At 40.1% G+C, this 20,328-nt stretch carries 20 protein-coding genes; 4 read left to right on the forward strand and 16 right to left on the reverse strand.

All coding sequences use genetic code 11. From position 1 onward, the window contains the following. Window positions 1–547: 547 nt before the first annotated feature. Window positions 548–1,012, forward strand: a complete 465-nt coding sequence (locus B1201_RS11605; protein WP_078193646.1) for a MarR family winged helix-turn-helix transcriptional regulator — start codon at window positions 548–550, stop codon at window positions 1,010–1,012. A gap of 20 nt (window positions 1,013–1,032) precedes the next feature. On the opposite strand, the gene B1201_RS11610 is transcribed toward B1201_RS11605, so the two are convergent. Continuing rightward, a complete protein-coding gene (locus tag B1201_RS11610; RefSeq protein ID WP_078193721.1) occupies window positions 1,033–1,692 on the reverse strand; it encodes an SOS response-associated peptidase family protein in 660 nt (219 codons plus the stop codon). Window positions 1,693–1,730: 38 nt separating this feature from the next. On the opposite strand from B1201_RS11610, the gene B1201_RS17000 reads away from it, so the two are divergent. Then, on the forward strand, window positions 1,731–2,717 hold the full coding sequence (locus tag B1201_RS17000) for a hypothetical protein (RefSeq protein ID WP_078193647.1): 987 nt from the start codon (window positions 1,731–1,733) through the stop codon (window positions 2,715–2,717). A 76-nt stretch (window positions 2,718–2,793) separates the two neighbouring features. Here B1201_RS17000 and B1201_RS11620 read toward each other — a convergent pair whose 3' ends face one another. The 5 genes from B1201_RS11620 to B1201_RS11640 all read right to left on the reverse strand — a co-directional run bounded on the left by B1201_RS11620 (window position 2,794) and on the right by B1201_RS11640 (window position 9,845). Further along, window positions 2,794–4,236, reverse strand: a complete 1,443-nt coding sequence (locus B1201_RS11620) for an aldehyde dehydrogenase family protein (RefSeq protein WP_078193722.1) — start codon at window positions 4,234–4,236, stop codon at window positions 2,794–2,796. Between the two features lie 111 nt (window positions 4,237–4,347). Further along, entirely contained in the window at window positions 4,348–4,824 is a 477-nt protein-coding gene (locus B1201_RS11625; protein ID WP_078193648.1) for a hypothetical protein, read from the reverse strand. Window positions 4,825–4,912: 88 nt separating this feature from the next. Then, window positions 4,913–7,075: a malate synthase G gene (locus B1201_RS11630; protein ID WP_078193649.1), complete on the reverse strand. Its 2,163-nt coding sequence runs from the start codon at window positions 7,073–7,075 to the stop codon at window positions 4,913–4,915. A 526-nt stretch (window positions 7,076–7,601) separates the two neighbouring features. Continuing rightward, window positions 7,602–8,753 carry a cell division protein ZapE gene (zapE, locus tag B1201_RS11635; protein WP_078193650.1) on the reverse strand — a complete coding sequence of 384 codons (1,152 nt, stop codon included), beginning with the start codon at window positions 8,751–8,753 and terminating at the stop codon, window positions 7,602–7,604. Window positions 8,754–8,837: 84 nt separating this feature from the next. Then, entirely contained in the window at window positions 8,838–9,845 is a 1,008-nt protein-coding gene (locus B1201_RS11640; protein WP_078193651.1) for an AraC family transcriptional regulator, read from the reverse strand. 157 nt (window positions 9,846–10,002) lie between these two features. On the opposite strand from B1201_RS11640, the gene B1201_RS11645 reads away from it, so the two are divergent. Next, entirely contained in the window at window positions 10,003–11,532 is a 1,530-nt protein-coding gene (locus tag B1201_RS11645) for a flavin-containing monooxygenase (RefSeq protein ID WP_078193723.1), read from the forward strand. Between the two features lie 49 nt (window positions 11,533–11,581). Next, window positions 11,582–12,490, forward strand: a complete 909-nt coding sequence (locus tag B1201_RS11650; RefSeq protein ID WP_078193652.1) for a lysine exporter LysO family protein — start codon at window positions 11,582–11,584, stop codon at window positions 12,488–12,490. A gap of 78 nt (window positions 12,491–12,568) precedes the next feature. On the opposite strand, the gene pyrF is transcribed toward B1201_RS11650, so the two are convergent. The 10 genes from pyrF to B1201_RS11700 form a co-directional block, all read right to left on the reverse strand. Continuing rightward, window positions 12,569–13,249 carry an orotidine-5'-phosphate decarboxylase gene (gene pyrF / locus B1201_RS11655; RefSeq protein WP_078193653.1) on the reverse strand — a complete coding sequence of 227 codons (681 nt, stop codon included), beginning with the start codon at window positions 13,247–13,249 and terminating at the stop codon, window positions 12,569–12,571. Between the two features lie 241 nt (window positions 13,250–13,490). Further along, the gene (locus B1201_RS11660; protein ID WP_078193654.1) at window positions 13,491–13,853 is read right to left on the reverse strand and encodes a lipopolysaccharide assembly protein LapA domain-containing protein; all 363 of its coding nucleotides are present in this window, start codon (window positions 13,851–13,853) and stop codon (window positions 13,491–13,493) included. Between the two features lie 24 nt (window positions 13,854–13,877). Next, window positions 13,878–14,180, reverse strand: coding sequence for an integration host factor subunit beta (locus B1201_RS11665; RefSeq protein WP_067767464.1), 303 nt, complete (start codon window positions 14,178–14,180; stop codon window positions 13,878–13,880). A gap of 162 nt (window positions 14,181–14,342) precedes the next feature. Further along, a complete protein-coding gene (gene rpsA, locus B1201_RS11670; RefSeq protein ID WP_078193655.1) occupies window positions 14,343–16,022 on the reverse strand; it encodes a 30S ribosomal protein S1 in 1,680 nt (559 codons plus the stop codon). Between the two features lie 107 nt (window positions 16,023–16,129). Next, on the reverse strand, window positions 16,130–16,813 hold the full coding sequence (gene cmk, locus B1201_RS11675) for a (d)CMP kinase (protein ID WP_078193656.1): 684 nt from the start codon (window positions 16,811–16,813) through the stop codon (window positions 16,130–16,132). 17 nt (window positions 16,814–16,830) lie between these two features. Continuing rightward, window positions 16,831–17,262 (reverse strand): SRPBCC family protein, encoded by a 432-nt coding sequence (locus tag B1201_RS11680; protein WP_078193657.1) that lies wholly within the window; start codon window positions 17,260–17,262, stop codon window positions 16,831–16,833. Window positions 17,263–17,288: 26 nt separating this feature from the next. After that, window positions 17,289–17,840 carry a tRNA adenosine(34) deaminase TadA gene (gene tadA / locus B1201_RS11685; RefSeq protein ID WP_078193658.1) on the reverse strand — a complete coding sequence of 184 codons (552 nt, stop codon included), beginning with the start codon at window positions 17,838–17,840 and terminating at the stop codon, window positions 17,289–17,291. Window positions 17,841–17,847: 7 nt separating this feature from the next. Next, entirely contained in the window at window positions 17,848–18,969 is a 1,122-nt protein-coding gene (locus B1201_RS11690; RefSeq protein WP_078193659.1) for an enoyl-CoA hydratase/isomerase family protein, read from the reverse strand. Beyond that, window positions 18,966–19,679 carry a uracil-DNA glycosylase gene (ung, locus tag B1201_RS11695; protein ID WP_078193660.1) on the reverse strand — a complete coding sequence of 238 codons (714 nt, stop codon included), beginning with the start codon at window positions 19,677–19,679 and terminating at the stop codon, window positions 18,966–18,968. Before ung ends, B1201_RS11690 begins: the two co-directional genes overlap by 4 nt. Before the next feature lie 36 nt (window positions 19,680–19,715). Next, entirely contained in the window at window positions 19,716–20,312 is a 597-nt protein-coding gene (locus B1201_RS11700) for a 6-pyruvoyl trahydropterin synthase family protein (RefSeq protein WP_078193661.1), read from the reverse strand. Window positions 20,313–20,328 lie beyond the last annotated feature (16 nt).

Below are 20,328 nucleotides of genomic sequence, written 5' to 3' on the forward strand. Positions count from 1 at the left end.
AAATTTAACCTGTGTAACTAGAGACCATTCCATTATGCATAATCTTGCGCATTTGTAATGTATTCAAGCATATTTTTTCGCATCAACAATATGACAAAATGTTAAAAACGCTGAATGTATTACAAATCGAATGGGCGATATAAAATACACATCTAGATGTTAAAACCTACTTTTTGAGATCTCCTCTTCCACTTTAAAAAAGTATGAATTCACCTGACTTTTAATTAAATGTAATTAAATACGTTGTATGAGATTGTATGACAAATCTAATGAATTATTTATTTCTACCTTTTGGTAAAAAATATTAATATTCAATTCAATTTAAAAACTTATTTATTTTCACTACACTATCTCTATACCTAACCTTATTTTTAATTTCTGTTAAGCATTTAGACAGAATATCAATATAATCTATTTAGATAATCTAAAAATAAGATATCTTCTACTTTCTATTTTTTTATTGTGAACTCTTGCTATTACCCTCTATTTTTCAATAGAATGTTAAAACATTAAATAAAATTAAAACAAATATTCAGGGGACTCCTTTATGACAAAAAAGTATTCAAAATTTTTACCATCCACCGATGACTTTAGTTTAGAAAATTTTCCTTTCTACTGGGTTACTCAGGTGCATTCACAATATGTTTTAAACGTCGACCATGCCTTAAAAAAGTATGGCGTTGATAATTCACGTCGTCGTATCCTGCTCGCACTCAAGTCTAAACCTCATGCGAGTGTTTCGGATTTATCTGAAATGGTCGTATCTAAAATGTCGACGACAACCAAGATCGTTTATCGTTTAAAAGATGAAGGCTTAGTAGATACCTATTCTTGTGAAGATGATGCGCGTATTACCCGCGTCGTGTTAACCGATAAAGGCACTGCTATGACGCAGAAGATTAACGATCTAACGAATGTCGTTCTAGAGCAATCTTTTGAAGGCTTAACACCCCTACAAATTGAAAAAACCATGGAAAGCTTAAAGCATATCTTTAAAAACTTAGCTCGCTAAGCATTTGCATCACCGAAATATCAATCGAAAAAGTTCAGTTGGGGACTGATTTTTTCGATTTTTATTTTGGGTGCGTGCGCACATTCAAACTCATCAACAGGAAAACCTTGTACAAAACTTTGGATGTTGGGTGATTTCCAACTCAGCCACTCTTCCAACCTCGCATGCGGAATTACAATCACCGAACGTTTTACATTGCCCGGCTCATGAAAGTGCTTCATCATCTCATGCTGAATAGCGTCCATCGTAATCATGGTACTTGAACGTACAATCTCATCACCTTGCCGACAAATGTCATATAAGGCAGCAATATAAAACGCTTCTCCATCTTTGCGCTTAACACTCCAACGCTGCGGCTTATTATCGATATACATTGACTCATAAAATTCAGACACGGGTATCACGCCAAACTTACATTTTGAGATCGCATTAATAAACGTAGGCTTTTGATACAAAGTTTCATTTCGAGCATTATAGGTTTTAAGTGCGATTGATTTGTCTGCGGCCCATTTAGGCACCATGCCAAAATTCACTTTTCGCCACTCTAACCCTTGTTCAGACTTAAAGAGTAACGGCAAATCATAATTTGGATAGACTTCCTCAGGATATTCAAAGCTGATTTCAGGCAAGTTTTGAGACTTTAATTGCGATAAGGTAATCGGTTTGAAATTAGCACACATATTTGCCATAATCCGCAAAAAATCAATCTTTATAATAAATGAAAAATCTAGACCGAAGTCGCTTTATCGTTTTAATTCTAATTTCAAGCCTATATTCAACCGCACATGCCGCAAAAGTCTCTGTACATACCGTTTCATTTCTACCTTTTAGTCTCGACGCGCTCTATCTCAACGAATATCCATTTAAACAAGACCTAATCAATGAGACTGAGATTCCGGCAGGCAAGTACCGCATTCAATATAAGCATTTTCGCAATCAGCAAATGATCAGTACACATCATTGGGTGACGGTCAAAAATCTTCCCAACACCCAAGAACAACAATTTTCATTGGTCATCTTGCCTGATGGTGAAGTAATCAATGTCTCTGACTTTAAAATTACATCTCCAGAGATGTTTCCTGAAATCCGTTTTGCAAAACGTGCTCAAAATAGTTATCGCTTAATGCAAAATCAGCAAAGACAAAGAGATCAGTTTGGCGTGATTCTTCCTGACGTAGATGAAGCCCATACGACGGAATTGGAAGATCAATTTGGCTGGTTTACGGTGAACGCAGATGAAGGGCGTGTCAGGACTAATTGTACAGGCACGTTTAAAATCAATCCTCAAGATGCGCTCCCCTATTTCACTACTGCAAATTCAGCTCTTCAGTTTAATTATCAACAAGGAAACAAAATACATAACGCATATTTAGTGTTTAGTGATAACAATCCGCTTATTCCAATCGAAGATCGAACAATTCATGAGGCAACAGATTACAAAAATGGCTTGAAGTTTGATGTGTATATTCACAATATCCAAAAAATGAAAACCGAGAGTATTTCTTCTAATTATTCAATCTACAATTATAAGGTACAGGTCAAGCTATATATGACGGCCTTGCAGCGTAAACCTATGCTGTTGATGAATCACAAAATGTACTATCAGGATAATTGTTCAAGCCAATATCTTGGCTCTTTTTTCTATTACAAGACACGTTGGAGCCGTTTTTGGGACTATATTCTGCCTGATATTTCATGGAAATAAACTAAAAATGTCCTGCGTAACATTAGCTTCGGTGAAGTCTATTGCACAAGATAAAATAGACTTCACTTTGTGTATTTTAAGCAGGGAACGTTTGCCAATGGGTGCGGGTAAATTCCTCAAATATCCACTCACCATTAAAGCGACCAAGGCCTGAATTCCGTTCACCGCCAAAGGGTGCATTAGAATGATCCGCCACACTGATGCCATTGATATGCGTCATGCCTATATCGAGTTTGGCCGCAAACTCTCCGCCGCGTGCTAAATTTGAGGTACATACCGCACTCGATAAACCAAATCGGGTTGAATTCGCCAATTCAAGTGCATGCGCTTCATCTCGCGCTTTTAAAATCGGCAAGATTGGCCCAAAGCTTTCTTCTAATGCAATATCAGCGTGTGCATCGACATGAGTAAAAATATGCGGTGCAACCAATTGATCTTCAATACCGCCTGCATAGGCTAAAATTGCATCTTGCTGAATGGCGTTTTGAATAATGGTTTTTATTTTATCGACCTGCGCCTTGTTGATAATGGGCCCTATGAGGGTTTCAGCAGCATTCGGATTACCGACCACGATGCTTTTTACCCGTTTAATTAATTTTTCAACATAAGCATCGTGCAAGGATTCATCCACAATCACTCGATTGGTACTCATGCAGATTTGTCCTTGATGCAAAAAACGCCCCATCACGGTCAGTTCAACGGCTAAATTTAAATCTGCATTATCTAAAATGACCAAAGGCGCATTGCCGCCAAGTTCCAGCGCTAAACGCTTAATCCGTGAACTTCCTAGCGCTTTCACCCCCACCTGTTGACCCACTTCAGTTGAACCTGTAAATGAAATCAATTTAGGTACAGGATGCTCTACAAAATAGTCGCCAATTTCACTGCCGCTGCCTGCAACAACATTTAACACACCATGTGGCAAACCCGCTTCTTCAAATAATTTCCCGAGTAACGTTCCACCTGTGACTGGTGTGTCACTTGCAGGCTTCAGCACCACACTATTGCCGCAAGCAATCGCAGTCACCACAGAACGCATCGACAAATGAAATGGAAAATTCCACGGGCTAATCACCGCAATGACACCCAAGGGTTTGCGCAAGACAAAACTCTTTCGACTCGGATCTTTACTCTCCAACTGCGTGGTTTGCATTTTTTCAGGAAAACTCAGCGATTCTTGGATAATGCCGAGCGCCGCATCAACTTCAATATTGGCTTTTAAACGTGTACTCCCAGATTCATCTATCAGCCATTGAATAATTTCTTCTCTGCGCTGCTGAATGGTTTGAGCTAATTTGTTGATAACTTGCTGACGTACTTTAATAGACTTGGTCTTTTCTGATTTAAATGCTGCTTCTGCCGCACTATAAGCACTGTCTACATCGACACTGCTGGCTGCCTGCAATTCAAAAATCTGTGCTTGGCTAAAGGGATTTATATTTTTGATGTGACGCGTTGAAGTCCCTGCTCGCCATTGCCCACCAATATATTGCAAATCTAATGCGGTATAAGCTGACATCGTTTCCATCCCATTTTTATCATTCATTCCAATGTAAAGGCTTCAGCATTGAAAAGCTATGAGAAAAACAGGATAAAACTTTATAATTAATTTCTTTTACAACCTTATACTTTAAACAGGCTGATGAATCTGCCGCATCGCTTTATAGATTCGCCAATAAATATAACAGCTAATGATGACTTCAAAACTTAGATCTTTAACTGTGGTGAGTTGCTCAAGCGCAGCCTCCTCCATGTTTACAGTCAACATGGGTAACAGCCCTTCGACAACAACAGCGATCAAGATAAAGAGGACTAAACTCTGAATCGTCACTGGCAGATACAATGCAATAAAGCGCTTTAAAAAATCTCTGCCTTGCTCGCCGCCATTGGCTTTAAATATGGCATTCACCCAGCTAATCAGTAGACCAACTTGTAAAACAAACGAAGCCCAAGCTTCTGTAGGTTTGGATTCTGGGGTTAAGGTCAGTGCTAAGTAGCTAAAGAAAATCAATATTGAGCTGGCAATAAAGTAGTTTTTATAATGGCTTTCTGAGACTTTATTCAGTCGTATATCCTCCACCAACCGATTTACATTCCATAAATACATGGCGTTTCCTTTTCATTTTTTATGTCGACATTCTAACTTTCTCAAGCAATAAAAAAAGCCTCCGAAGAGGCTTTTTTTGATTTACAGATTAGTCACCTGTATAACCTTTTAATTTTAAACGGTAAGCATGAAGAAGCGGCTCTGTATAACCAGAAGGCTGCTCGCCACCTTTGAATACTAAGTCATAAGCAGCTTTGTATGCATAACCATCAAAGCCTGGTGCCATTGGTGTGTAAAGTGGATCGTTGGCATTTTGCTCATCCACAACTTTCGCCATGCGCTTAAATACTTCTTCAACTTGTTCAGCAGTTACAATACCGTGACGTAACCAGTTCGCAACGTGTTGAGAAGAAATACGTAAAGTTGCACGGTCTTCCATCAAACCAACGTTGTTGATGTCTAGAACTTTTGAACAACCTACACCCAAATCAACCCAACGAACCACATAACCCAAGATACCTTGAAGGTTATTTTCGAGTTCTTTGGTTTTCTCTTCTTCAGACCAGTTTGTATCTGTCGCTAAAGGCGGCGTTAACAAGTCATCTAAAGATAGCGGTTGAGTATTCAACAACTCTTTTTGACGCTCAGAAACATTGCACTGATGGTAGTGAATCGCGTGAATAACAGCGCCAGATGGAGACGGAACCCATGCACAGCTTGCGCCAGCTTCTGGATGCTCAATCTTAGTTTTGTACATATCAAGCAACATATCTGGTTTTGGCCACATGCCTTTACCGATTTGCGCTTTACCACGTAAGCCGGCTTGAAGACCGATCATCACGTTACGGTTTTCATATGCAGGGAACCAGATTTGAGACTTCACTTCGCCTTTACGAACGAATGGACCTGCTTCCATGAAAGTATGGATTTCATCACCCGTACGGTCCATGAAACCTGTATTAATAAAGATCGTACGATCTTTCGCTTGCGCGATACAGTTTTTCAAGTTCACAGAAGTACGACGTTCTTCGTCCATGATACCGATTTTCAAAGTCTTCGCAGGTAGACCAAGCGCTTGTTCAGCACGCTCGAACAATTCAACTGCAAATGCCACTTCTTCAGGACCATGCATTTTTGGCTTCACGATATACATTGAACCTTTACGCGAGTTCTTAATCGTGTTTTCACCACGGATGTCAGCAATCGTAAGAAGCGGAGTAACCAAGGCATCCATGATACCTTCATAAATTTCTTCGCCATCGACAAGGATCGCAGGGTTTGTCATCAAATGACCCACATTACGAAGCAACATCAATGAACGACCGTGAAGCGTAGTTTCACCACCGATTAAATTTTTGTGCGTACGATCTTTATTTAATGTACGCGTGATGGTCTTACCATTTTTCTCGATTGACTCAGAAAGTGTACCTTTCATTAAGCCTAACCAGTTACGGTAGCCTTCAACTTTCTCTTCAGCATCAACTGCTGCAATTGAGTCTTCTAAGTCTTGAATTGTGGTTACCGCAGCTTCAAGAACTAAGTCTTTAACGCCCGCAGCATCAGTTGAACCAATTGGGCTCGTCGCATCAATTTCAATGATTACATGCAAACCATTGTTTAAAAGTACGATTTCGGTTGGCGCAGCTTCGTCACCATTAAAACCAACAAACTGAGCTTCTTTCGCTAAAGTTGCAGTTGAGCCATCTTTTAGGCTTACAACTAACTTTTTGCCTTCTACCGCATATTTAGTTGCATCTGCATGCGAACCACTAGCTAGCGGGAAAGTTTCATTTAAGAAGTTTTTAGCAAATTCGATAACTTTTGCGCCACGAGCTGGGTTATAGCCCTTACCTTTTTCCGCGCCGTCTTCTTCAGAGATCACGTCAAAACCGTAAAGAGCATCGTAGAGTGAACCCCAACGTGCGTTCGCAGCGTTTAAGCAGTAACGTGCATTACGTACAGGCACTACTAATTGCGCACCAGCCAATAATGCGATTTCTTCGTCTACATTTTCTGTGCTGATTTGGAAATCTTCTACTTCTGGTAATAAGTAGCCAATTTCAGTAAGGAAAGCTTTGTAAGCTTCGAGTTCAAATTTGTTGTTGCGGTGCCATTCATCAATTTTAGCTTGAATGTCGTCACGCTTAGCCAATAGTGCTTTGTTCTTTGGGCTAAGATCGACAACGACTTGTTCAAAGTTTTTCCAGTAAGTTTCACTGTCTAAACCTGAACCCGGTAGTGCTTCATTTTCGATGAAATCGTAAAGTTCTTTAGCAATCGCTAACTTGCCTTTTTGAATACGTGCAGTCATTGTCTTTCCTGATATTGCTATTTTTTATAACAAGAGATTCTAGTATACCCATTTATACTTTGCTGAATAGTACTATCACATTCCTAAATAATGATCATTTTCTATGTAATGAAATACCCTCATCATTCAACATAATAAAGATCAGAAATACGACGTCATCATCAGCCTGAATACCTTTTTACAGTGTATAAAGTTTTTGAAATGTCGAAATTAGACTTAAGTGCAGAATTTTGTTCTAAAACTGAACAAATAGACCCAAGCGTCAAACAAACTCACTCGATTAAGCCATGAAATGCTGCCAATGTCGATGCTACAACTTCAACCAATCAGTTTAAATTTAACGCTTTTATCGATGAATTATTAAACAGCCATACTTCTAATTTAATGATGCTTTTATCATGAGACTTTGCTTTAACTTCTATTGTTCGTTCCACAGCTTTTCTTAATTTATACATGTTTTCTAAAACTAAAAATCAAAAAAAAAGAACGCCATCAAGACGTTCTTTTCTCATTCCAACAAAAACGCTTAATTTTCTGCCGCAGACTCTGGTGCATTGATTTGACGGTGAGAGGTATGTAGATAATCATCAGATTGCATTTCCAATAAGCGCGAACGTGTACGCTCAATTTCAAATGCCAATTTTTCACCTTGATATAATTCAATAATCGTATCTTCTGAAGTAAGCAACAACTTCACACCACGGTCATAAAACTCATCAACTAGATAGATAAAACGACGAGTCCCTTCAGACAAATAATCCGTCATGTGCGGCACATTACTCACTAAGACCGTATTATAAATATTGGCAATTTCAATAAAGTCCGCTGGACTACGTGGTTTTAGGCAAAGCTCAGAATATTCACACCACAGCACATCTTCCGTATGACCAATGGTTTCTACAATACGCTGATTAATAATAATTGGCTCTTGTGAAACCGTTTGGGTTTGCGTTAATGCTGTAAAACGCTGTGCCATCCACAACTTATGTTCATGTGTTAAAGGTGACTTAAACAACTGCGCTTGTTTCAATACACGTAAACGATAGTCTACGCCTGAGTCTACATTTAAAATCACACAGTTCTTTTTTACCATTTCGATGGTTGGGATAAAACGGTCACGGTGGATCCCGTTTTTATACAAACCATCTGGTGCGATGTTAGATGTTGCAACAAGAGTGATGCCACGCGTAAATAATTTTTGGAACAGATCGCTCAAAATCATCGCATCTGTGACATTGGATACAAAGAATTCATCAAAGCAGATCACGACTGCTTCTTTATAAATTTGGTCGGCAACAAGGTCTAGTGGATTACGCTGACCTGAAAGCTTATTTAATTCACGGTGTACGTACTGCATAAAGTGATGGAAATGCATACGTGTTTTGCGTCGAAATGGCACAGAATCATAAAACTGATCCATCAGCCACGTTTTACCACGTCCTACACCGCCCCACATATACACCCCTTTAGGTGCAGTTTGACGACGGAAACGACGAAACGCTTTTTTAGAAGCCTTAAAACGTTGGATTAATTCTTGCCAAACTCGATCCAACTCATGCACCGCTTGCGCCTGTTCCTGATCTGGTAAAAACTGACCAGATGCTAAGGCTTGAGCATAACGCTCAGCCGGTGAAATCGGAGTAAATGCGGTGTTGTGTGGTGACTGAAAATCTGACATATCATTAAATACTTTTTTGGGCTAAATGAATTATAACGAAGAATAAACTCGAAGATATAACACTTTGGCAGTAAAGCGCATTGGCTATTTATTATATTGTCTCGGACTATGCCCAAACCAACGTTTAAACGCATGATTAAACGCCGCAGGTTCTGAATAGCCCAGCAATTCTGCAATCATTTCAATTGAATATTCATTATATTCAATCATACGGAGTGCTTTATCTTTAATAATATCTTCACGAATTTGCTTATAACTGGTATTTAACTGTTGCAGTTGATGACGCAAAGTTCTTTCAGGCAAGTTCAACGCTTGAGCAGTTGCTGCCATACTTGGCATCGCACCACTTTGTAATTCCAAATAATCTTGCACACGTTGAACCAATGATGGCGCATCTTCATCGGCGCTTAAACGTTCTAACTCCGCAATACATTTCGACTCATATAATCGAAAAGTAATAATATCTGCGGAAGGGATCCGAATATCTAAAACATCTTCATCGAACCAAAATGCCGCAAATGGCGCACCAAATCGAACTTGAGAGCTATAATAATCAGTAAACATTTTTAATTTTTCAGGATCTTTGGGTTCAGCAAACGGCAAATCAATTTGAACTTGTGGTGTCGATAACCCCATCATTTTGTAAAGATCGCGGATGAATTTATAAGTTCCTGAAATCTCTGACTGCGCCAATAATGCACCCAGTGGCGCATACATATCTTGCGGTTGATAGCACAAAGCCACTTTATGCTGACTGATTTGCAAACTCAAACGCCCAGTTAGATGTGTCAACTGTTGAAAGCGAATCCCCTGATTTAAAGCTTGGCGTAAAGTATCACTGGTGACCAATAACATCAGCAACGGGCCATAACCCGCCAACGTATAATGCTGACCAATAAATAACCCTTGCTCAGGTTCTACATCTTTACCAATGACTTTCAGTACATCCCACTCTAAACTCGGATGAATCACTGAAGTAGGATCGAGCGCATCGACACGCAGCCCGATAGTTTGCAAACGTTGATCGACATCTACGCCTGCTTTACGCATTCCTTGTACTAAATACATCAGGCTTAGAATGGATCGTTTCATAAATCGTAAAATGACATTAAATTTCTTCTTTTTTACTACAAATTTGCAATTATGAACATTGCCGTTTCGATCAATTTTTCTGTCACCTCAATCATATTGTTCTGATCATGAACTCAAGTATGCTTAGCTTGTAATCTCGCTTGGAATTAAAAAAATGATGCAGGAAGCGCAAACAAAAACAGTGCAAACCCCAAACGCCAATTCTGAAATACATACACAAATCGCCATCATCGGCGGTGGTTTTGGTGGTATTGCTATGGCGATACGACTTTTACAACAAGGCAATCAAGATTTTCTGATCCTCGAAAAAGCCAATGATTTTGGTGGAACCTGGCGTGAAAACCGCTACCCTGGCGCTGCGTGTGATGTGCAATCACATATGTATTCGCTTTCTTTTGCACCCAAAACAGATTGGTCAAAACGTTATGCTGAAGCGCCAGAAATATTTGACTATATCCAACACGTTACCCGTGAATATAATTTAAAACAATTCTGTCGCTTTAACAGTGAAGTGCTTTCAAGCCAATACAATGAATCAACCTGCGACTGGCATTTAGAACTCAAAGATGGTGTTAAAATTACCGCTCAATATGTGATTTTTGCATCAGGCCCTTTACATGTCCCACAAATTCCACATATACCGGGCATCGAAAAATTTAAGGGTAAAGTGTTCCATTCTTCGCAATGGGATCATCAATATCCATTAGCAGGTAAAAAAGTCGCATCGATTGGTACAGGCGGCAGTGCCATCCAATACATTCCAGAAATCGCACCACAAACACAGCAACTGTATGTTTTTCAACGTACCGCAGCTTGGGTCATTCCACGAGATGAACGTAGTTATCATGGTTTAGAAAAATCATTATTTAAAAAATATGATTGGTTTCGAAAAATTCACCGTGCTCGCCTGTATTGGACCAACGAATCACGTGTCGTGCCAATTGTTAAACCGACCACCATGAAGTATGCGCAAAAACTTGCAGAACTGTATATTAAGTATCAAGTGAAAGATGCTGAACTTGCCAAGAAACTAACGCCAAACTACATCATGGGTTGTAAACGCATTTTAATTTCTAATAAATACTTTCCAACCTTTAATCGACCTAATGTGGAATTGGTCAGTGATGCAGTACAAGAAATCACTGAAAATGCCATTATTACCAAAGATGGAAAATCCCGTGAAATTGACTGCTTAATCTATGGGACTGGCTTTATTACCGATCCAAGAATTTATTTAAAATCATTTGAATGTATTGGTGAAAATGCTCAAGAACTCAAACAAGTGTGGCAGGCTGGCGCAGAAAGCTTTTATGGCATTTGCACCAAAGGCTTTCCAAATCTGTTCCAATTATTAGGCCCCAATACCGTACTTGCCCATAATTCAGTGGTATTTATGATTGAGGCACAAGTCGATTACATCTTACAAATGATGCAATTGGTTTCAAAATCTAATGTTCAAGCCATCGCTGTTAAAGATCAGGTGCAAGATCAATTTAACACTCATGTACAAGACATGCTTGATGGCACGGTATGGCAATCAGGCTGCGTGAGCTGGTATCAACAAAATGGCGGTAAAAATTTTGCACTGTGGCCAACTTATACATGGAAATATTGGCTGGCTACTCGAAAAATAAATCCAGCCGATTTTCGACTCCTCAGTAAAACAAAATCTAGTCATGCAGCTTAAGCAATAACAGGTCATAATAGGCAGGTATTCATTATCTGCCTATTTTTGTATGCAATCTTTCTGGTTGATTTTCCAGCTCTTAGCCTGTTTAGGGCTTGGTTTTATTCTTGCACGTCGCCTACCCACTTGGCTTGAAAAAATCGCCTTTAAACTCCTGCCGTACTTTACTTATATTTTGTTATTTGCGATTGCGATCGAATTTTCTGAAACATTACACACTATTCCAGCACCTCTGCAAATCCTCTCTTCATCAGTACTTATTGCACTATTGACCTCAATGGGTGCTTTTATTTGCTGCTATATTTTGTTTAAGCTTTTAGGCTATAAACCCAGTCATGGCAAAGTGTCCATGCAGTTGGTAACAAGCTCACTCATCAATATTAGCTATGCTTTTATTGCATTAGGTTTAGGTTATGCTTTTGCCGAAATGGCAGCACATTTTAATCTTAAGCCACATATGAGTACTTGGGATCTACTTTTAGTTTTCATGTTTCTGATTGGGCTTGATCTCGCCTACTCACCGCTCGATCGTTCTTGGTTAAATTGGAAAATTCTACTTGTTCCACTCGGCTGTATCGTCGGTTCACTTTTGGGCGCTTTTGCTGCTGCCTATCTATTGCCACAAATCAGCCTGAAAGATTTGATCATGCTGTCACAAGGTTATGGTTTCTATTCGATGACAGGCATCGTCGTGACTGAATTAAAAAATGCGCATCTAGGCAGTATCGCGCTGATGAATGATTTATTCAGAGAAATTTTTGCGATTGTATTTATGTATATTATTGGCTGGCGTTACCCACGCTCTGCAATTTCATCTGCGGGTGCAACAGCTATGGATGTCACCCTACCTATGGTCAAACAAGCCTGTGGTAATGATTTTATTCCACATGCCATGGTCAGCGGCTTTATCCTTTCTGTACTTGCACCTATATTAGTGAGTATATTAGCAGCTATCTAACCCTCACCTAAGTCCTCTCCCAAAGAGGGAGAGGACTTCCCCTCTCCCTTTGGGAGAGAGTTAGAGAGAGGGTAAATATTAAAGTGTCGCCAAAATATCTTTTAAAGTTTGACGCATATTGTCCGATTTAGTAATTGGACGGCCAATCACCAAATGTGTAGAACCATCAAGCATAGCTTGTTTAGGTGTCACAATTCGTTTTTGATCATCCGCTGCAGAACCCTCAGGACGGATACCCGGTGTTACTAATGCAAAGTCAGCACCCAAAGTTTCACGTAACATTTTCGCTTCTTGTGCCGAACAAACTACACCATCCAAACCACTTTCTTTCGTTAAAGTCGCAAGACGCTTCACATGTTCAAAAGGTTCCACATCTAAGCCTAATTCCGCAAGATCTTCACGACCCATTGATGTCAAAACCGTAACAGCAATTAGCTGAGTATTGTAATTGCCGGCCTTTAGGCGCTCTACACAGGTTTCCATCATTTTACGGCCACCTGATGCATGGACATTGACCATCCACACACCCATATCCGCAGCTGCACAAACTGCTTGTGCTGTGGTGTTTGGAATATCATGGAATTTAAGATCTAGAAATACTTCAAAACCTTTATCGTGCAATGCTTTAACGATACTTGAACCCTCGTGGGTAAATAACTCTTTACCAACCTTAACTCGACATAATGCAGGATCTAACTGCTCTGCAATTGTAAGTGCGTCATATTGGCTTTTAGCATCTAGTGCAACGATGATACTCAAGAGACCTACCCTTCATTTTGACAAAATTAGTGCATTATAGATGGATTCAACTTGATCAGAAAGTCATAAAACTCATGTTAATTGAAATGATTAATTTGAATTTAGCTATCTCATTATTTTATTTAAGATATATGGCTTATTTTTTCAGCCCATAAAAAAAACACCCCGATGATCCACCAGAGTGTTTAATATAAAATTTAACTATACTCATAAAAGTAGTTAATCTACTTCATAAACCCAATTATAACGGGTTAGAAGGACGCTCATTATCAATATCTAAAACTGTTTTTTCATGACGTGTATGTGCAGCCGCTTCAGCAGCAGCCAGTTGAGCAGTTTGAATTTGCTCTTTACGTAGGCGCTCAATATCTTTACGTAGACGTTTAATTTCCCAGTTATTTTGAAATACTCGGAATACTTGCACTGCCAATAAAAGACCTAAAACCAAACCTAATGACAATGTTAATAGCAATAAAAGCCCTAAACGCATTGCAGGCACTTGTGTAAACAACAAATCGACTGAAAGTTCAGTTCCGTTTTGCAGAACCAAAGCCAATGAGTATCCAAATAGGACCAGTAGAATTACGACCAATACGTAACGCATAAACACCCCTAACTATGTTTTGAATTAGTTTGCAGATTCGTTTACCGCATCACGTAAAGCTTTACCAGGTTTAAAGTGCGGTACAGCTTTTGCTGCAACTTCAACAGATTTACCTGTTTTTGGGTTACGCCCTACTCGTGGTTCACGGTGATGTAATGCAAAACTACCAAAACCACGGATTTCAATTCGGTTGTCTGTAGACAATGCTTCGATCATTTGATCGATCATTATCTTAACTGCCTCTTCCACTAAGGGTTCAGCTAAGTGTGGGTTTTTAAGAGAAATACGCTCTATTAAGTCAGACTTATTAAGTGCTTCAGTAGTCATCTGCGACCTCTTTAATTATCAAGCTACCTAGGATCAGTTTCCCGATAATAACCTGTTTAAATACAAAACGGTAGCGTAATAATCACTTACTACGCTACCGTTACAGTAATTGTGTAAAATATATTAATTAATTTACATTAACAATACAATTCAAACACTTACTTAGTGGTTCATTTGAGCTTTGATCAAATCACCAATAGTCTTAGGACCATTGTCTGAAGTTGCTGTAGCTGTCTTGTTCAAGTTAGCTACTGCTTCTTTTTCTTCAGCTTCGTCTTTCGCTTTGATAGACAAGTTGATAGAACGTGATTTGCGGTCTACGTTGATGATTTTAGCTTCAACTTCTTGACCAACTTCAAGGAACTTAGTTGCATCTTCAACGCGGTCGCGGTTGATTTCAGATGCTTTAAGAGTCGCTTCAACTTCGTCAGCTAACTTAACAGTAGCGCCTTTAGCGTCAACTGCAGTTACAGTACCTTTAACAAGCGCACCGCGTTCGTTAGCAGCTAAGAAATCGTTGAACGGATCGCTGTTCATTTGTTTGATGCCAAGGCTGATACGGTTGCCTTCAGCGTCTACTGAAAGGATAACCGCTTCAACTGTGTCACCTTTCTTGTAACGACGGATAGCTTCTTCGCCTTGTTCGTTCCAAGAAATGTCAGACAAGTGAACTAGACCATCGATACCGCCTGGTAAACCGATGAAGATACCGAAGTCAGTGATTGACTTGATAGTACCTGAAACTTTTTCACCTTTGTCGTGTTCTTTAGCAAACTCTTCCCATGGGTTAGCACGAGTTTGTTTGATACCAAGAGAAATACGACGACGCTCTTCATCAACTTCAAGAACCATAACGTCAACTTCGTCACCGATCTGAACAACTTTAGATGGGTGGATGTTTTTGTTAGTGTGGTCCATTTCTGAAACGTGTACTAAGCCTTCAACGCCTTCAGCGATTTCAGCGAAGCAACCGTAGTCAGTTAAGTTAGTTACACGAGCTTTAACGATAGAACCTTTAGGGTAACGGTTCATGATCGCTAACCATGGATCTTCGCCTAATTGTTTAAGGCCTAAAGATACGCGGTTACGTTCGCGGTCGAATTTAAGTACTTTAACAGTAACTTCTTGACCAACTTCAACAACTTCTGAAGGATGCTTGATACGTTTCCAAGCCATGTCAGTGATGTGAAGAAGACCATCAATACCGCCAAGGTCAACGAACGCGCCGTAGTCAGTAAGATTTTTGATAGTACCAGTAACTGTTTGACCTTCTTCAAGCTGAGCAAGAAGAGCTTCACGGTCAGCTGAAGATTCAGCTTCCATAACAGCACGACGAGATACAACAACGTTGTTACGTTTAGCATCTAGTTTGATTACTTTAAATTCTAACTCTTTACCTTCTAAGTGAGTAGTATCACGAATAGGACGAGTATCAACTAAAGAACCTGGAAGGAACGCACGAACTGGACCGATGTCAACAGTGAAACCGCCTTTAACCTTACCAGAGATAACACCAGTAACGATTTCGCCGTCTTCAAAGATTTTTTCAAGTTTAGTCCAAGTTTCAGCACGTTTAGCTTTTTCACGTGATAAAACTGTTTGACCCATACCGTTGTCAAGAGCTTCAACAACTACATCAACAGTGTCGCCAACTTGAACTTCAAGTTCACGTTGTTCATTTAAGAATTCAGCGCGGTCAACAATACCTTCTGATTTAAGGCCAGTGTCAACTGTTACCCAGTCAGAGTCGATGCTTACTACAACGCCTTGGATGACTGCACCCTTTTCAACGTTGAGGTTTAATTCGCTTTCTTCAAAGAGGGCTGCAAAAGATTCGGTCATGATATACCTAGTAAAGTCAGCGGTCTTGGATCAGACAAGGCCGGTTTAATTAAGCGTCTACATAGTCCGTATAAGACTGATCAAGCTATGCTTCTGCTGAAAATTCTTTAGTTTGCTAATTGCTGATCGATGTAATTCGTCATCAGCGTGAATACTTCATCAATACTTAAAGTTGAACTATCAATGAAGTAAGCATCTGGCGCAGGCTTGAGTGGAGCGACTGCGCGTTCCATATCTCGCTTATCACGCGCTTCGATATTAGCTAAAATGTCGTTTATTTTAACATCCACGCCCATAGCCTGCAACTGATTTACACGGCGCTCCGCACGGGACTGAGCAGAAGCCGTTAAATAAATCTTGGCTTGAGCATTTGGAAAAATCGTAGTTGCCATATCACGGCCGTCTGCAACCAAACCAGGTGCTTGAGCAAAGGCATGCTGACGTTCTAAAAGCGCAGTTCTAAGTGCAGGAATTGCAGCAACTTTTGAGGCAAACTCTCCGACTCTCTCAGTACGGATAACTTTTGAGACATCTTCACCATCTAAAAGCACCGAAACACCTGCTTCATTTGTCACAAATTGTATGTCTAAATTTGTTGCAATTTTTACGCATTCATCAAGCTTTGAGTCTAATGCATCAATTAAGTCTTGCTTATGCAATGACAATCCCAACAGACGATATAACGCACCTGAGTCGAGTAAGTGGAACTGATAATGTGCCGCAATTTTTGCTGCCAATGTTCCTTTACCTGAGCCACTTGGGCCATCAATTGTAATGATTTGAACTGTCATTGCTCTTCCACTTTTGTTTATACGGTTTTTGCAAGTTTTGAAAAACCAATTTTAATCGCTGACTTCAGTTGCGCAAGGATTAATTGACTAACGAATGGCGCACGCGTCTGTAATTCAATCGTATAAGTGACTAAAGTACGCCCGGCATCGATCGCTTCGAATTGAATCACGCCCAAATGATGTTTCACCAGTGGGTTTTTAATAATCTTATATTCAATGCGTTGGTTTGGCTCAAGCAAGGTAATTTGCTCTTGTAACGGCTTCACTGGCCCAAAGCCCATACGACGTATAGAACCTACACCATCAGGACGTTTAGGATCTGCTGAATCTTTAACACGCACCACTTGAATCGGCGCAAAAGCCACGTTGTAGGTCGAATGTTTTGAAAGTAAGTCAAAAACTTGCTCGACCGGTGCATTAAATTCTTTTTTTACTTGAATGGATTTCATGGTGTACCCTATTTTATTTGACAATATTAATTGTCAGTAGAGTTTACTTGATTTTTTAAATTAAGTTCAGTCAAAGTGGCTTTTTCCTGTAACTTCATCAGTCGTTTTTGTTCACGACGCATTTTAAAAAAATCACTTAATTGTTGGGAGCATTGCGCTTGTAGGCAACCATGTTCAAACTCAAAGATATGGTTATAGTAGCCTGAATTTAATAATTGACGCGAACTGACCAAAGAACCTGCTTTAGGCTCAGTCGTCGCAAATACCACACGCTTAATTCTCGAATGTACCAAAGCGCCCACACACATTGTGCATGGTTCCAAAGTCACATATAAGGTTGCATCGTCAGGTAAACGGTAATTATCGATATTTAAACAAGCTTGACGCAAAGCTTGTACTTCCGCATGTGCGGTGGGATCTTTCAGAGAAATCGGCGCATTAAACCCTGCACCTATGACTTGATTTTGACTCACAATGACTGCGCCTACAGGAATTTCTTGCAATTCGGCAGCTTGTGCAGCCTGCTCGAAAGCAAGCTGCATCCAATGTTCATCACTATATAGATTTTGTTCAGACATCAATTAATTAAATTACACCATACTGTCTTAACAGTGCATTCCAACTGTCAATATTGGTTACAGGAGGCTCATCAGCCAGAATTCCTTTGAGGGAAAGATCTGTACCTTTTTTCCATTCTGGAGACAGATCTTTATCAACTAGACGTGCGCGCACACCTTCCACAAAGTCTGCATGACTAATTTTCCAATCCGAAATTTGGGTTTCTAGTTCAAACACTTCATTCCAAGAATGCACTTGCTTGCCCCACTGCCACAACAACCATGTTAATGCGGCGGTTGCAGGTGAACCTTTTTGTAGATTTTCACTGGCTTGACGTAACCAATCACTACGCGCATCACTTAAACCTATAATTGATTCATAGTCATGTTCAAAATTATGCCCACGGCACACACTTTGAATCACATCCAATGAATTTTGTAATGGCCCCGGCCCCACAGGACGATGCATACTATTTAAAGTGTCATCAATGGCACGAAAATCGCCTGCTGGATAATGATCCCAATCAATATTGATGACAGTTTCAAGTACGTTATCACGCTGTGCATCACAAATATGCGTTGCCCAACCGATACCATAAGCACCTGCTGCGGTCATAATCGAGCCTGTAAGTCCCGTAAATAAACCAATGGCACCACGGTCAGCAAGGAAACGCGTCGCACCCACATCTGGATACAAACCGATATTAATTTCAGGCATTGCTAAACGTGAATAAGGTGTCACCAAACGGAAAGGTGCAGCCATAAATAGACCTAGGCCACCACCCATCACATAACCTTCGCCCCAAACCAAAATCGGCTTTGCATAGTTATGCAGCAGCAAATCTAGGGCATATTCTTGTTCAAAGAATTTATTCGCCGTTTCAACTTCATCATTGACCACCAATTGTCGCAATTTGCGTACATCGCCACCTGCACAAAATGCTTTCGGCGTAGTGGAATCTAACCAAATTGCTTTTACAGCATCATCGTGTTGAAAGTCCTGAAAGACTTCAAGCAACGCTGTGCAGATTGATTCATCTAATGCATGAAGCGATTTTGGGCGATTCAAGCGAACAATGCGCCAGCCCTTTTTCGCTTCTTCAACAATCAGATCTGGGTGATAATTTTTTGAAACGGGAGAATAAGTCATGCGTCCAGCTGCCAGTCTATTGGCTCAATGCCATTTTGTTTAAGATAATTATTACTTTTTGAGAACACCTTACAACCAAAAAAACCACCGCGGTTTGCAGCCAAAGGTGATGGATGCGCGGCTTTTAGCACCAAGTGCTTATTTTGGTCAATGCGTTGTCCCTTACGCTGTGCATATGCCCCCCATAGAATAAAGACGATATGCTCACGTTGTTCATTTAAAACATCAATCACATGGTCTGTAAAATCTTCCCAGCCACGTTTTTGATGTGAAGTTGGTTGCCCAGCCTCAACAGTCAGTACCGCATTTAAAAGCAAAACACCTTGTTCTGCCCAGCGTGTTAAGTCCCCATGTTTTGACACTGGTACCCCAAGGTCGGTATTTAACTCATGGAAAATATTACGTAAAGAAGGTGGTAATGCAACCCCCTTTTGTACCGAAAAACTCAAGCCATGTGCCTGATTTGGCCCATGATACGGGTCTTGGCCTAAAATCACCACCTTTACATTCGCCATAGGCGTAGTGTTTAAGGCATTAAAGATCAGCGGATTCGGTGGATAAATCACTTTATCCTGTTTGATTTGTTGTAGCAGAAAGTCTTTTAACTCATCCATGCGAGGGCTAAGCAAAAACTCACTTAGGGCATATTTCCAGCTAGGCTCAAGCTGCACTTTAGCGAGTTTTGCTTGTTGCTCTTCTGTTAAAGACATCACTGTTAACCAATCCTAATAAAACCAAATATTTACTTAAATTCTAACTTGTAAATCAACTGCAGGGTTTAAAAATTTTTGACCCTGTTTTAATTTTTCATACATCTGGGTATCGTTCCATTCCGACTGAACCTGTTCGGAGAAGACGATTTGATCTAACTGCAACAACCCCATTTGTGCGTTGTCGATATCTTCTAAGAAGCTTTGCGCATAGCCTGTGTCTGTCTCATGCACAATCACAGAATACACCTCAACATCACCCTCACCATTTTGAGTTTCTGTTGATTTTAGAACTTGTTGTGCCAAGTAAAAGAAGATTCGTGAAAACTGCTCTGCTGAGGGCGATACGGGTAGTTCAACCCAACGTGCACTGAACTGTTTGCAGGCACGAATGTACTCAGCATCATCGTGTTGCCAAAAACAAATCGCGTGATCAAAACTGTCAAATAAGTCTTTAATTACCCCTTTGAGCAAACCAAAATCGTAAACCATTTGTCCATGGTCAAGTTTCGACGCTTTAAGTAATAGTTCGACTTTATAACTGTGTCCATGAATGGAACGTTTGCAACGGTCTGACGTGCAATTACGCACGATATGCGCGTTTTCAAACTTAAATAACTTACGAATTAACATGTGTCGTAATGCAATC

Origin of the sequence: Acinetobacter sp. ANC 5600 (assembly GCF_002018395.1) — a bacterium.
In the GTDB taxonomy this organism is placed as follows: Bacteria; Pseudomonadota; Gammaproteobacteria; order Pseudomonadales; family Moraxellaceae; genus Acinetobacter; species Acinetobacter amyesii.